Source organism: Mesorhizobium sp. M0633, assembly GCF_040320645.1.
Classification (GTDB): domain Bacteria; phylum Pseudomonadota; class Alphaproteobacteria; order Rhizobiales; family Rhizobiaceae; genus Mesorhizobium.
Genome location: NZ_JAMYQC010000017.1, coordinates 1 through 12620 on the forward strand (window position 1 = coordinate 1; position 12620 = coordinate 12620).

A 12620-nucleotide genomic window follows, 5' to 3' on the forward strand; every position below is an offset into this window, starting at 1 on the left:
ACCGAAATCTCCACCCCGCGGGTTCCTTCCCTGGAGGCTTCCGGACGCCGGCCTCGAGCCACGCCATCTCAGTAGACGGCCGGCATCCGAAACCCATCACAGGAGCGGTCATTCGATGTTCTGCCGTTGAACGGCTTCATTCGCCAGTTTAGCGGAAATTGGGCGACAGCATGGTTGCCTGAACAGGGAAGTTCGAAACCCTCTTGGTCCGCGAATCCCGCTGATTGCACGCTGCGGTGCGATATTCTGCAAGATAGCCACCCAACCAACGCCGATAGCCGCATTGCTCTCGACAAGAGCACTCCTGCCGCACACCACCTAGCTGGCAGACACTTGGCTGATCCCGGCATCGACCCAGGCACGCGTCTGCTCAAGCACTTCATCCGAGAGCGCGGGATCGTCGATCGCCCGGGCGAGGATTACTGCCCCCACCATCGCTGCCCAGCCTCCGATCGCCGCGCGGCGTCTGTCTGCCGGATCCAACTCCGGGAGCGCCTTGCCGATACGGTCGATCTGCGATCGTAGGCCTTCCGTCATGGCCGAGCGTGCAGCCTGGGTCTGATGGCGGATGGCTGCGGCAAGGCCCGCCGTCGGGCAACCGCCGGCGCAGTTGTCGCGATGCCGGGGCGAAAGATAGGAACCTACATAAGCGCGAAGATCGCCCCCTCCGCCTGAGTCCGCGGCGAGGACGTGGGCAAGGGTCTGCGCGATCAGGTCGTCCTTCGAACTGAAATGGCCATAGAAGCCGCCATGGGTGAGCCCGGCGGCCTTCATCACTTCCGCCACGCTGACCGCGTCGAACCCCTTCTCGCGAAACAGCCGGCTGGCCGCATCCAATATCCGGTGACGGTTCTCCGCCATCTGCTCTCGACTGACCTTCATTTCAAAATTCTCCGTCGGCCCCGTTGACATTTACATGATGCCCATCATATTTAGCCGCAATCATGATGATCGTCATGAATATAGGTTCCATCAGACAAAAGAGCAATGCCATGACCACCATTCCATCAGTCCTCATCACCGGCGCCTCCACGGGCATCGGAGCTTCCTATGCCGAACGGTTCGCCCGCCGCGGACACGACCTCGTGCTGGTTGCCCGTGACGTGGCACGAATGGAGGCACTGGGAGCCCGGCTCCGTCAGGAAACTGGCGTTGCGATCGACATCGTCCAGGCTGATCTTACGCAGCCTGCCGAGCTTGCAACGGTAGAGACGAGGCTGCGCGATGACGCCCGCATCGGGATTCTCGTCAACAATGCCGGAACAGCCATCGGCGGAAGCTTCATCGAGCAGAGTACCAATGACGTCGCCCGGCTCGTTGCGCTCAACACGACCGCACTTCTGCGGCTTGCCAGCGCCATGGCCCCGCGTCTTGCGAAAGCTGGCGAAGGGGCGATCGTCAACATCGGTTCCGTGGTCGGGCTGGCGCCGGAGTTCGGCATGACGGTCTACGGCGCAACCAAAGCCTTCGTGCTGTTTCTGTCGCAGGGGCTCAGCCTCGAGCTTGAGCCGAAGGGCGTCTACGTCCAAGCCGTGCTGCCCGCCACGACGCGAACCGAGATCTGGGGCCACGTCGGCGCCGACATCAACACGCTCTCCAACGTGATGGAGGTGGACGATCTGGTTGACGCGGCGCTGGTCGGCTTCGACCGCCGCGAACCGGTGACCATCCCGCCACTCCCCGATGCCGGTCAGTGGGACGCGCTTCAGGCCGCGCGCCAGGCCATGCTTCCGAACTATCGGAACGAACATCCCGCCGAGCGGTACCGCAAGGTCGCCTGAGCACCAACGAATCCATTTGATAACGACCTCGTCGCGGCGGGGACAAACAAGGTGACCTATGACCAACAAAGCACTTTTTGAGCCTTATTCTCTCGGCTCGCTGACGCTCTCCAATCGTATCGTCATGGCGCCCCTCACGCGCAATCGCGCTGGCCCGGGCTTCGTTCCGGGTGATCTTGCCGCCGAGTATTACGGCCAGCGGGCCTCCGCCGGCCTGCTGATCTCCGAGGCCACGCAGATCTCGCGGCAGGGACAAGGTTACCAGGACACGCCCGGCATCTATTCTCAGGCTCAGATCGACGGCTGGCGAAAGGTCACGACCGCGGTGCACGCCAAGGACGCGCGGATTTTCCTGCAGCTCTGGCATGTCGGCCGCGTCTCGCACGTCGATCTGCAGGAGAACGGCGCCGCGCCCGTCGCGCCCTCGGCAATCCGGGCCGCGACCAAGACGTTCGTGAACAACGGCTTTGTCGAGGTTTCGGAGCCCCGCGCGCTGGCGCTCGACGAGCTTGCGGGGATCGTCAACGATTTCCGGCAAGCAGCGGCGAACGCCATTGAGGCCGGCTTCGATGGCGTCGAGATTCATGGCGCCAACGGCTATCTGCTGGACCAGTTCGCCAAGGACGGTGCCAATGTCCGCACGGATGCTTATGGCGGATCGGTCGAGAACCGCGCCCGGCTGATGCTGGAGGTTGCGACTGCGGTGGTCGAGGAGATCGGCGCAGAGCGCACCGGCATTCGGATTTCGCCCGTCTCGCCCGCCAACGGCGTCTCGAGCAGCGCCCCCCAGGCGCAGTTCGACTATATCGTCGATCAACTCGATGCTTTGGGCATCGTCTATATCCATGTCGTCGAGGGCGCCACGGGCGGATCGCGCGATGTCGCGCCGTTCGACTTCGGATCGCTCCGCCGGCGCTTCAACAATACCTATATCGCCAATAACGGCTATGACCTCGAACTCGCGGCGTCGCGGCTCGCCGAGGGCAAGGCGGACCTCTTCGCCTTCGGGCGCCCGTTCATCGCCAATCCCGACCTTGTGGAACGGCTGAAGACGCGCACGCCGCTGACGGAGTTCAACTCGGCGACGCTCTATGGCGGCGGCTCCGCTGGCTATACCGACTATCCCGCGATCGCCGCCTCAAGCCGCCCATGAGCTATCGGAGGGCGGCGCCTGCGAGGCAGCCATCCCACGTGACAGCAGCGCCTCAGGGCATCTCTCTGGCGCTCCGCTCGAACTGGTGTCCAAACCCAGGGATTCAGGAGGGCCATGGAGGGCTATAGCATAGACGTTAGCTCCTCTGGTCCGCCCAGGACCAGCCAGGCGAGATTCGTAGCACATCGTACGTTCGCTTTACAGGCGCAAGCGGACCCGTTCACCGTGATTTCAACTGTCGTGAATGGGTCAATCCTTCCGGTTCACGAACAGGAAGGATGCGCCATATCGCGACATGGTGCTTCTCCAAACCTGCCGTTCGCGCTCGGCCGAATTCACGCCCATGACCTCTTGCAGACGGTCAGACTAGTTCTGTGCAAGGGCCGACTGAAACTCCTTGGTGTTGTTGCGATTGGGATAGGACTGGTCCGGTACTGCCACGCCAAGATGCAGGCAGAGCGGCTCCCATCCGTCGCCCAGATTGTGGACCAGCAGTCGACCCGGCGTACTGTCGCAATGATCGCCGTTACATTGGCTTCGTAGACGGCTATGGCATTGGCGCGATCGTGCGGCCGGCCGCCGAAGACCTGCCTGGAGACCAACGCAAGACCCAGTGACTCCTGATCCGTGCTCTGGCTGATAGCTGCCAGGATCGTTTTCTCGAAGCTTTTCCACCAGCTTCCGGCGATCGGTATGTCAGGATGACCAGGGCGTCCGGATAGAAGTCAATCAGGTCACGCCAATAGTGTGCCGAGGGCGAGTCGATGCAGGACGCGTAGCCCGCAATCAGCTGGTTCCAGTCTGGTGCCGCGCCCTTCGCTAGCGAACGCCAAAGCCGTTTCTGGTCCTCATTGGCCATGACTTCGAACATGTGGTGACAGGGGCCGAAGCCAAGAATCGTCAGCGCCTCACGCATCGAATCCGTCCCCGTCCGACCGAAGCCCGCTCCGATTACCCTTATCGTCATTGTTCCCCCGTTCAGGCCCACAGCCGTCAGATCAGTCTTTCGCGAGCACCATCCGCAGTCGGTTTCCCTCAGGGTCGGAGAGGTCCAGTGCCCCGTCAGTTTGCAGCGAGGGCACGTGCGCATCCTCGAGACGTCGCGCGACGCCCGCAAAGTCTTCCTGGGTGGGAAGCACGACGGTAAAATGCTCCAGACCTGCCGCGCCGAGTGGTGGCTCCTTCAGCTCGTCGCGAGCCCAGATGTTGAACGCCACCATGTGTGGGCGTTCCTCGGTGCCGCAGTCGAACAAGCCAAACGTTGCAGACTGGATATGTGGCCTGAAGCCAAGCACGCCGAGGTAGAACGCCATCAGCGTTTCGGGCGACCGCGCGCGCATATGAATGTGACCGATGATGGAATCCGCCGCCAGCGGGACTTTGACACGGTCCGCCGGGTCGAGCTCCTGCAGCAATCGATCGATATCGAGAGGTTCGAGCCCGGAATGTCTCGTGCCGTCCTTGGCGACAAGCAAAACACCGCCGCCAGCCATCTCTTCCCTGGAGGCCAGGCGCTCGGGCGTGTCGAAGCAGATCTCGATTCCGTTGCCTGAAGCGTCGGAAACGTAAAGGGATTCCGAGATCAGATGATCCTGAGCGCTGTGCCTCAGGCCGGAGGCACGCAGCTGGGCGGCGACTCGGGCCAATTCCTTGCGGGTCGTGACGTGGATGGCGACATGAAAAAGATCGCGGGACTTTGACGGCAGGACGGTTGTTGCCCCGGCGTGCAGCGCAATAAGGGTCTTGCCGTCGACGCCGAGTTCGGCGATCCCGCCGTCCCTGGTCAGGGTCGAGAGGCCGACCACGTCACGCCAGACCGGTAAGGCGGCGGGAATGTCGACGACGCGCAGATGAACCGGGCCGAGACGGGTGGTGTTGGCCAGAATTTCTTGACTCTTCATCGGCCGTTGTCTCCCTGCAGCGCTGGAACATTAGCTGCGAAAGATATGCCTGTCTGGCGCCTAGTTCGGGTCGACCGTTCCCGGCGCGTATTCGCCTGTGGTAGCCGGGCCGTTGGGTCACCAAAGGTAACTATTTGAGCAAACTAGCCGACCCAGGCCCGTAGCAGTAATTGCGCAAGAGATCATCGATTCAAGGCAGCGGGATCGGCTTGTCACTGAGTGTGCGCAAGTAGGCGATCAGGTTGACCCGTTCGGTCTCGTCCGGGACACCAGGCGTCTCCATCTTAACGCCCGGTGTGGTGAGCATAGGCCCGAAGAGATATCTGTTCAGGTCCTCGTACGTCCATACACCCTCCCAGCCCAGCAAGGCGTCGGAGTAACGCATATTTGCCATAGATGCCTTGTCGCGGCCGACGACGCTCCACAAGTTCGGTCCTATTTTGTTCCCTCCCTTTGGCTCCGCGTTGTGGCAACGGTTACACGCGCGGGTGAAGGTGGTTCGGCCTTTCTCGACATCGGCAGAAGCCAACTTCATTGAGACCGGAGCTGGTGTTGGCAAGACCACGCCGTGGGATATGAGATAGTCGGCAATTTCGCGTTGCCCCTGGCGTTTTGCCAGATGGAGTGGTGTCTTGCCGTCCATTGCCTTCGCATTCACGTCTGCGCCGGCCTCGACCAGTGCCTTCACGCAGTCGAGACAACCGAGAGTGACGGCGACATGAAGAGCGGATTCGCCGCCACGGTCGGACTTTGGATCTGCGTCATGCTCCAGCAAAAGATTTAACAGATCGATCTTGCCTACCCCTACAGCCGCCATCAGCGGGGGACCCCAAGTCGTCTGGGCGTTGACGTCCGCGCCACGTTCTATGAGCAGTTTTGCCGCTTCTATGTGGCCCATCATGACCGCAAAATAGAGCGGCGTTGCGTCTCCATCGCTCTCATCGACGCCGGCACCTGCATCGAGCGCTGCCGTGATCGCCCCGACGTCGCCCTCTTTCGCGGCGTCGTGAATGTCGGCCGCATGCGATATAATCGGGATGTGTAGAAGCAGTAGCGGAATGAAGAGCAAGAACCCGCGCATTTAACATCTCCTAAGGCAAGCCGGAGGACGCGGCACGATTTCAAGGCGGCAAAGTTTACCTCAAAATCCTTGATGCTACCACGCCCATCTGTTGCCTAAACAGATTGTGGAATCCCTTAAGGGAATGAGAGTTTTCAAGACCGGCTACCTCGCTGGCTGTCTCGCAACGGGCGGTGAGGTCCCATCCGGGTCACGACCAAGCGCTGGCCAAGTTGGCCGAAGCAAACGCACCCATGGACCGGCTCGCGCGGCATCAGTAGGCCACCCTCACGCCCGCCTTCGCATCGGCGCGATGTGCGGCGGATTATGCGGTCCATAAATCCACTGATAACCTGCTCTCATTAAGCGGTGCAATGCTCATGCCGCTTCGTGGCACGGCTTAACTTATTCGTTCGGCGTACGGCGGGAGAATGGCCATTGACAGCAAACGGTTATGAAAGGAACGACGGGCCGGAGCCTGATCGGGTTCCTCCGCTGGGCCTGGGCGGCTCCGCTGCTCTGTTCGGCGCGGGTGCTCTGCTGCTGTTCCTGACAACGCGGGTAGCCGTCCCGGCGTTCGTCTCCGCCACCGGGGCAGAGCCTGTGGTGATGTGGTTCCTGGCCGCAAGCATCGTCCTTTTTGGCCCCCTGCTTCTCACGGCTGCCCTGCTGTTGTATCGGGAACGGCGTCTGCCGGGTTCGTTGGGCGCGCGGCTGTGGCTTCGCCTGATGAATGGCGGCGACTGGCTCTGGGCAATTGGAGGGCTGGCGGCTGTCGGCGTGCTGACCGGCGGCATCGGCGCCGCGCTCCTGATGCTGCAAGACGGGAAGACTCTTCATCCCTCGTTCATGGCTTTCGAGCCGCTCGGTCCTGGGCGGTACTGGATTCTCGGCGCGTGGCTGCCGTTTTTTGTACTGAACGTCATTGGGGAAGAGTTTGTCTGGCGGGGTGTCGCACTGCCGCGGCAAGAGGTTGCCTTCGGGGAGCGGGCTTGGCTGGTCAATGGGAACTGTGGTTGCTGTTCCACGCTGCCTTCCCCTGGCAAGTCCTGTTGACGCTCGTGCCGATCACGTTGCTCCTGCCCTATGTCGTCCAGCGGCGTCGCAGCACACGGGCCGGGATCGTTATCCATGCCGGGTTCGGAGCAATGGGCTTCCTGGTCCTAGCATTCGGGCTTGCCTAAGTGTCCTCACAGCGCCGAACCATCCGCTGCAGCAGACGGCGGCAGCGATCTTGGTATCTCGGAGTTCAGCCGCCGGTCCACGGCCGATATCTTCGTTTCAGCGGCCTGGCCAGAGAGATTTCTGCCTACTCCATCAATTTGGGATATAGTCCGGGGAACAGAGCAGCCCCCCGCAGCCGAAGAGGAGAAGGGGCGTGGATATCGCGGCATGGCTCCTGAGCCTCGGCCTGCAGCAATACGAGCCGGCTTTTCGCGAAAACGACATTGAAGCTGATACGCTTCCCCAGCTCACCGCCGACGATCTCGTGGCGCTCGGGGTCATATCGATCGGCCACCGCCGCAAGCTGCTCGCCGCCATCGCCGCCCTGCGCGCGACTTCGGATACAGCGGTTACCTCGACCACGCGATCCCTGGCGGCGATCTCAGGGGCAGCCACGCCGCTTCCAGACGCTGAGCGGCGGCAGCTAACGGTCATGTTCGTTGACGCCGTCGGCTCGACGGCACTCGCAGCCCGCCTGGACCCCGAGGACATGCGCGAGGTGATCGGGACCTACCATCGCTGCGTCGCGGAGACTGTTGGTCGCTATGGCGGCTTCGTCGCAAAGTATATGGGGGACGGTGTACTGGTCTATTTCGGCTGGCCACAAGCTGATGAGGCCGATGCCGAGCGCGCCGTGCGCGCTGCTTTGGCTACGCTGGAGGAGGTCGGCCAGGCCGCCCCGGCCGGCGAACGGGTTACCGCACGCATCGGCATAGCCAGTGGCCTCGCCGTCGTCGGCGACCTGCTGGGCGCCGGCGCCGCACAGGAGCAGACGGTGATAGGCGAGACCCCAAACCTCGCCGCGCGCCTACAATCGCTCGCTGATCCTGGCTGCGCATTGATCGACGCAGAAACACGGCGGCGCATCGGCGGCTTGTTCGAGTACCGCGAGCTTGGCGACTTTGATCTCAAAGGCCTGCCTGGCCCTGTGCGCGCGTGGCTGGTGCTGGGCGAAGCCTTGGTTGAGAGCCGGTTCGCGGCAATGCATGCGGCTTCCCTCTCGCCGCTGGTCGGGCGCGATGACGAGCTCGGCCTGTTGCTGCGCCGCTGGCAGCAAGCAAAAGATCGTGAAGGGCAGGTGGTGCTCATCTCCGGCGAGCCCGGCATCGGCAAGTCCCGCCTGATCGCTGCGCTCGAGGAGCGCGTGGCCGGGGAGGCGCATCTCAAACTCAAGTACTTCTGCTCGCCGCATCACCGCGACAGCGCACTGCAGCCCATAATCGCACGCTGGCAGAACGACGCCGGCTTCGTGCGCAGCGAGTCTGCGGGCGCACGGCTTGACAAGCTGGAAGCCCTGCTTCTCCCACTCGGCGCCACCCTGGAAGAGGTGGCGCTCGTCGCCGAGTTGCTCAGCGTGCCGGGCGGAGAGCGTTATCCGCCACTAGCTCTCAGTCCGGAGCGCAAGAAGGAGCAGACCTTCGGAGCGTTGAACCGGATTCTGGACGAAAAGGCAGGTCGGTCCCCCGTGCTGATCCTGTTCGAGGACGCGCATTGGGCCGACCCAAGTTCGCTTGAGCTGTTGGACAGGTTAATCATGCGTCTAGCCGCATTGCCAGTGATGGTGATCATTTCCTTTCGGCCAGAGTTTCAGGCGCCTTGGGTCGGCCAAACCAGCGTGACCTTGATTGCGCTGAGCCGGCTCGGCAATCGCCAGGCAACGGCGCTCGCAAGCCAGGTTGTCGTCGGTCAGGCGCTACCGGCTGGGATGCTGGAGCGGATTGTGGCGCAGACCGATGGGGTGCCTCTGTTCATCGAGGAATTGACCAAGGCCGTGCTGGAGCGCGCCAGTCAGCCCGATATCGCGGGCTCGCTTTCGGTGCCGAGCACCTTGCAGGCTTCACTGGTGGCACGGTTGGATCGGTTGCCGTTCGCAAAACAGGCGGCGCAGATCGGCGCGGTTATCGGCCGAGAGTTTAGCCATGAGCTGCTGGCCGCGGTGGCGAGAATTCCCGAGGCGGCATTGACGCAAGGATTGGACCAGCTCGTGAGCGCCGGTCTGGCCTTCCGTCGCGGCACCTCGGCCGAAGCTACTTACTCCTTCAAGCACGCTCTCGTTCAGGATGCCGCCTATGTGAGCCTGCTGCGTAGCACACGACAGAAGTTGCACTCGCGGATCGCCAAGGTGCTGGAAGAGCGGTGGCCGGACGTGGTCGAAACCCAGCCTGAGCTGCTTGCCCATCACTTCACCCAAGCCGGCTTGATGGAGCGCGCCGTCGATTACTGGCAGCGGGCTGGCGAACGCGCGTTCCGGCGCTCGGCAGCTGCGGAAGCCACAGGCCATCTTGCCAAGAGCATCGAACTCTTGCGAACCTTGCCGGAAGACCGCGCTCAAGCGGAGCGCGAGCTGCATCTCCAGACGATGCTCGGCCAGGCGTGCATCGCCCGCCACGGCTACGCCGCGTCTGAAACCGCTGCCGCTTTCGCCCGCGCCCGGGATCTGGTCGAGGCCATAGGCGACGTGTCACAACAATTCCCCGTGCTGTATGGGTTCTGGGCTGTCCAATACGTCCGGATGGCGGTTCGAGAGCAGCAGAACCTCGCCCGACATATTCTCGCGTTGGCCGAGCAGCACCCCGACCCGGAGCGACTATGCGTAGCGCACCGGATTTGCGGGGCGACCAACGAAATGACGGGCGAGTTGCCCGCCGCCCGGGAGCACCTCGAGCAAGCTATTGCGCTGTACGACCCGGAGCGGCACGGTTCCACAGCCTTTACCTTCGGACAAGACCTTGGGGTTGCCGTGCTGTCGCACCTGGTTTGGGTGCTGTGGCTGCTGGGCTACCCCGATCAAGCATCTCGCCGGCAAGCCGAAGCACTGGCGTTGGCGCGCCGTGTTGGCCACAAGAACACGCTAGGGTTTGCCCTGATGTACAGCGCGATGGCGGGTGCCTATGGCCACAACGCTGGAGTGGCCGCTGAGCACTCCGCATCCTTGCTGGAATTGGCCCGGGAGCAGAAATTTGATCTGTGGCGCGCCGGCGCGACGGTGGTCAATGGCTGGGCCACTGCTCGCCAAGGGCACGGAGCAGTCGGCATTGCGGCGATCGAGCGCGGTCTCGCGGAGTGGACGGGCAGCGGCGCAGAATGGATGCGACCATTCTTTCTCAGCCTGCTTGCCGACGCCTGCGCACTCTCCGGTGACGTGCTACGGGCGCTCGGGGAATTGGATGAGGCTAAGGCGGCGGTCGAGCGGACGGGGCAGCGCTGGCCGGACGCCGAACTGCATCGATTGCGAGGGCAGTTCCTGACAGCTTTGCCGGACGGCGGAAGACCAGGCGAGGCAAGCGCCGCGTTTCAGAGTGCGATCCAGATCGGCCGGCGTCAATCCGCAAAGTTCTGGGAGCTACGTGCTGCCACCAGCCTCGCCCGACTCTGGCGCGATGAGGGCAAGCATGCCGACGCCCGCGATCTGCTCGCGCCGGTGTATGCTTGGTTCACCGAAGGCTTTGAGACACCCGACCTCAAAGAGGCCAGGGCGCTGCTCGACACCTTGAGGTGAATAGAGATCCACGCTACTCTCGTGCGGCTTCCTGAGCCAGAAAGCGTCGGACGAACCGCGGCGCGTTGCCATCCCATCTGCCGCGGGTGGAAGGATCGTCGACATCGAGGACCATGCCTGCCCACGCTGCCGCAATGGCTTGCATCGGATCGGCGAGGACGTGAGAGAGCGGCTCGACTCGGTCCGGCGCAGCTGCGTGTAATCGTGTGCGCCGGCCTAATATGCCTGCCCCGCGGCCATTCTGCGTGCCTGCCTGCGGCGCAGCGATCAGGATGAGATTCAGCATCAATCAAGATGAGACTCGGCGGAGGTGGTGTGACGCAGTGAGGCGTAGCCCGAACGGAGTTACACCACCTCCGCGACGCCCACTGCCGACGTCTGTTGAGCGCGGTTGGCTGAAGTACCTTGGCGATTTTCTGAGAATGGAGAATCACCTTTGTGCCACGCCGTCATGTAACCGACCATCAGACGGCTCTTTATGAAGTTACGACAGGAACACACGACCGAGATTGCCGCGGCCAAGGCGTCGATCAGCAGAGCGACGGCCTATCGCATCAAAAAGCATCCGGACCTGCCATCGCAAAAGCAAAAGGCTCGCGGCCGGCGACGGCCTGGCCCTCTCGAGCACATCTTCGATGCCGAGGTCCTTCCCCTTTTGAAGGCGGCGCCAGGCATCCCTGCTGTCGCCATCTACGAAGGAATACTACGGCGGCAGTGCCGAGCAGGCAGGGATGTTACTCCGCGCGCGCCGGACCTGAGAGCCGTCTCATCGGACCTCTCTAATCCGACCAGACGAAGTGGGAACAATGTCACCGTTCGGCAGTTCTTCTCCGTCCACTAAGGAGATTTGAAAGTCAGAGGCGCGAGAATGGCTTGCCCAATGGCTTAGAGATGCTCATGCCATGGAAGAGCAGGCCGAAACGATGTTGAACGGGCAGTTGAGCCGTATCGAGAATTATCCCGAGCTCAGCGACCGAATCCGACTGCACCTTGATGAAACGAGGCAGCAGGCTGCTCGGTTGAAAATCTGCCTCGACCGAATGGATGAGGGTTCATCCACGATGAAGGATGCTGGCGGCAAGCTGACGGCGATGGCGCAATCGTTGAGCGGCATCTTCGCCGGCGACGAGGTGATGAAGGGATCACTCGCGAGTTACACTTTCGAGCACATGGAAATCGCCTCCTACACGATCCTGATTGCCGCCGCTGAATCGCTGGGCGAAAGCGAGGTCGCGCGGGCTTGCGACGAGAACTTGCGAGAGGAGGTCGCGATGGCGGAATGGTTGAAGGACCATCTTCCCTCGACAACCGAGCAGTTCCTCGCGAGGGCCGAAACGGAAAGCGATAGCGCGAAGCGCTGATGAGCTTGCAGGGTACGCGCCGCTTCTGAATCCTTCCGAGGAACCCTGATGCGCCCGTCGGCCGAGATATTCATCTGGCGCTCGGTTGCCGAGAAAACATCGCCGCCGCCGCAGCGCCGTCTTGGCGCCGGCTTGGGACCCCGGCGATGATGGCGCCCGGAACACACAGCTTCAGATCCTCGAAGCGCATGCCCCTGACTCAACTATGGCGCGGGGAATAGCTTGGCGACGTGGTGGCGGTTGCCACGACCGCAGAAGCCCCTGATCGCGGGAAGGAAGCTCGCTGTCAGCCGGCGTCCGCGATTTGGAGGTGGCGAAACGAGATGCCCCATGGCGAACTGCAGTGAGCAAGTAAAGGCTTGCCTAATGACGTCGTGATTGCATCGTCTGAGGCTGCCAAGTCTGACCCGGCGTGCGAGCTCACTATCCAGACACCGCGCCACGCCATGCAGGTCAAAGCATACCGTCCATTCGTCTCCAAAACTTCCCTGTAACCCCGGGACAGCCACCAAAGATGTGGGAACATCGGGATAGATCCGACTTACGGGTCCGCACCTTAACTGATCGAGGGCGCTGCCAAGTGTAGGTAGATAGCACGGCTGTGCCCATCGGCGCTAACCCGAAGGGGCACCGGGGCCTTC

Annotated in this window: 9 protein-coding genes and 3 pseudogenes; 7 read left to right on the forward strand and 5 right to left on the reverse strand. The window is 62.4% G+C overall.

The features are described from left to right. Window positions 1–318: 318 nt before the first annotated feature. Window positions 319–882 carry a TetR/AcrR family transcriptional regulator gene (locus NKI47_RS18615; RefSeq protein WP_352592660.1) on the reverse strand — a complete coding sequence of 188 codons (564 nt, stop codon included), beginning with the start codon at window positions 880–882 and terminating at the stop codon, window positions 319–321. A 110-nt stretch (window positions 883–992) separates the two neighbouring features. Here NKI47_RS18615 and NKI47_RS18620 point away from each other — a divergent pair, with 110 nt between their 5' ends. Beyond that, on the forward strand, window positions 993–1781 hold the full coding sequence (locus tag NKI47_RS18620; RefSeq protein WP_352592397.1) for an SDR family NAD(P)-dependent oxidoreductase: 789 nt from the start codon (window positions 993–995) through the stop codon (window positions 1779–1781). Between the two features lie 58 nt (window positions 1782–1839). After that, window positions 1840–2934, forward strand: coding sequence for an alkene reductase (locus NKI47_RS18625; RefSeq protein WP_023674678.1), 1095 nt, complete (start codon window positions 1840–1842; stop codon window positions 2932–2934). Between the two features lie 366 nt (window positions 2935–3300). Here NKI47_RS18625 and NKI47_RS18630 read toward each other — a convergent pair whose 3' ends face one another. The 4 genes from NKI47_RS18630 to NKI47_RS18645 form a co-directional block, all read right to left on the reverse strand. After that, window positions 3301–3429: a sulfotransferase gene (locus NKI47_RS18630; RefSeq protein WP_352592663.1), complete on the reverse strand. Its 129-nt coding sequence runs from the start codon at window positions 3427–3429 to the stop codon at window positions 3301–3303. 52 nt (window positions 3430–3481) lie between these two features. Beyond that, the gene (locus NKI47_RS18635; RefSeq protein WP_352592400.1) at window positions 3482–4024 is read right to left on the reverse strand and encodes a sulfotransferase family protein; all 543 of its coding nucleotides are present in this window, start codon (window positions 4022–4024) and stop codon (window positions 3482–3484) included. Continuing rightward, entirely contained in the window at window positions 3933–4835 is a 903-nt protein-coding gene (locus tag NKI47_RS18640) for a VOC family protein (RefSeq protein WP_352592403.1), read from the reverse strand. The genes NKI47_RS18635 and NKI47_RS18640 overlap by 92 nt, the downstream gene beginning before the upstream one ends. A gap of 190 nt (window positions 4836–5025) precedes the next feature. After that, complete coding sequence (locus tag NKI47_RS18645) at window positions 5026–5916, reverse strand: ankyrin repeat domain-containing protein (RefSeq protein WP_352592406.1); 891 nt, start codon at window positions 5914–5916, stop codon at window positions 5026–5028. A 417-nt stretch (window positions 5917–6333) separates the two neighbouring features. On the opposite strand from NKI47_RS18645, the gene NKI47_RS18650 reads away from it, so the two are divergent. The 5 genes and pseudogenes from NKI47_RS18650 to NKI47_RS18670 all read left to right on the forward strand — a co-directional run. Next, entirely contained in the window at window positions 6334–6951 is a 618-nt protein-coding gene (locus tag NKI47_RS18650; RefSeq protein WP_352592408.1) for a hypothetical protein, read from the forward strand. A gap of 322 nt (window positions 6952–7273) precedes the next feature. Next, window positions 7274–10618 carry an AAA family ATPase gene (locus NKI47_RS18655; RefSeq protein WP_352592411.1) on the forward strand — a complete coding sequence of 1115 codons (3345 nt, stop codon included), beginning with the start codon at window positions 7274–7276 and terminating at the stop codon, window positions 10616–10618. 41 nt (window positions 10619–10659) lie between these two features. Beyond that, window positions 10660–10825: pseudogene (locus tag NKI47_RS18660) on the forward strand (IS66 family transposase zinc-finger binding domain-containing protein); the annotation flags it as partial. A 231-nt stretch (window positions 10826–11056) separates the two neighbouring features. Next, window positions 11057–11330 (forward strand): annotated as a pseudogene (locus NKI47_RS18665) (IS21 family transposase); the annotation flags it as partial. A gap of 148 nt (window positions 11331–11478) precedes the next feature. Next, window positions 11479–11979: pseudogene (locus NKI47_RS18670) on the forward strand (ferritin-like domain-containing protein); the annotation flags it as partial. Between the last annotated feature and the right edge of the window lie 641 nt (window positions 11980–12620).